Source organism: Streptomyces sp. NPDC051664 (assembly GCF_044453545.1).
Classification (GTDB): domain Bacteria; phylum Actinomycetota; class Actinomycetes; order Streptomycetales; family Streptomycetaceae; genus Streptomyces.
Window position 1 is genome coordinate 1 of record NZ_JBITCU010000119.1, and the last position, 1,515, is coordinate 1,515.

The 1,515-nt window shown below is 54.5% G+C and carries 1 protein-coding gene; it reads right to left on the reverse strand.

The window, feature by feature from the left end; translation table 11 throughout:
• Positions 1 to 163: 163 nt before the first annotated feature.
• Positions 164 to 1,515, reverse strand: a 1,352-nt coding sequence (locus ACIA8E_RS41920) for a hypothetical protein (protein WP_399307365.1), incomplete at its 5' end; no start/stop codon positions are given.

Below are 1,515 nucleotides of genomic sequence, written 5' to 3' on the forward strand. Positions count from 1 at the left end.
GAGGCCCTGTCTTCATGCGCGTACAACGGGAAGATCACCCCGGCGGGAAACCTGTTCGACCCGCACGTTCCATGATCGGTTGAGATACAGCTACTCAGCTCGCCTCACCTGAGGTTGGAAAAGCCTTCCTCCTTGAACTCGCGCACCACGATGTCCTTGTGCTCTATTGTCGGTACCCGCCAGGGGGCACCGTCTGGGGAGGCAGAGAACTCAACGCGCTCTCCATGAGAAGAATCGCACTATCGAACTGACGTTTGACCTCAGATGATACGGCTGGAAGATCGTGTACAGCGCGGAGATTTGCCAAGAGATCTCCGAATTCCGACCGGTCTCCCGCATTTAGCCCCTGCCCCCGGGCTAGGCGGGAGATGGAATCGGCAACGGAGGTAGTCACGAGATATGGAAAGTGTCGCAAATATTTATTTCCTGGCAGTCTGAGGCGAGGGAGCTTTTGAATTGCCCCTATTGCCCGGGAGAACTTCTGTACTCTATCGTCACCCAGGATCACCTGCGCGACACCAGGGGAGATTCTCTGCCTCATAGCGGAAGAATGTCCCAGATTAACTACTTTGGCATATTCTGAGAATTGCCTCAAGAATTCGTGTGAGTGTACACGGCTTCTGCCAGAAGGCCCCCCTACGTAGCGTAGCTCAAGTAGGGCGAGGGGGATGGATCGGCCCGCATGATCCATGTCAAGGTAATCCCTACTCATTCCGTGCATTCCAGGACTTACCACAAGGTTATTCCGCGTGTTGCCCGTCATGGTATACCTCAGATAATCGCGGAGCCTGACCGCCTCCCACGCTACCTCGTTTTTAAATTCTTCGTCCAGAAGATCCAAATGTGAATTAAACAGATCTTCTGGATATCCTTGAGATGCGATAAATTCGAAGAACTGCACAGCAAACGCTTCGGTGATAGGTCTAAAGTTCCTTCTAAGGAAAGCTCGAACTTCCGGATTCAGTTGCTGCAGGAGTTGGTGAAAGTAGTTTCTGTTTGCTGCGGGAAGCCAGTTCTTAGTCAGCATTACTATGGTTTCTCCCGTATAGGGGTCGCGTGCCCCAGCTTTGGTCATTGGGATTGCTGCTGCGTGCTGGACGAAGAGCCACGCGTATCCGGCGACTTGGCTGACCCCTTCGAAATCCTGAAGGAATGGCACGTGCTCGGGACCAACCTGGGTATTCAGCATTTCTGTGGCATAGTGGGCGGCTATCCTCTGGCCGAATGACCGGCTCCAAGTGAAGAGCGGCACAGCGATTGGCGATTTGAGTCGGGCATGCGCTGCGTCGAGGAATTCCATTAGCCCGCTGACCGGTACGCCGAAAGTGTACTGGCTGTATGCGGGATGGTCCGGTCCCGTTGGCGCGGGGAGTACTGTTGCGCTCAGGCCGAGTTCGGTGAATTTCCATCCGTGCCCTGCGAGAACTTGCGAGAAATAGAGACCGCGATTGTGCTGGTCCGTGGCGTTGAATGCCTGGCGGGTTGTTTCGAGAAGCCGCATTGCGTCAGAGATCG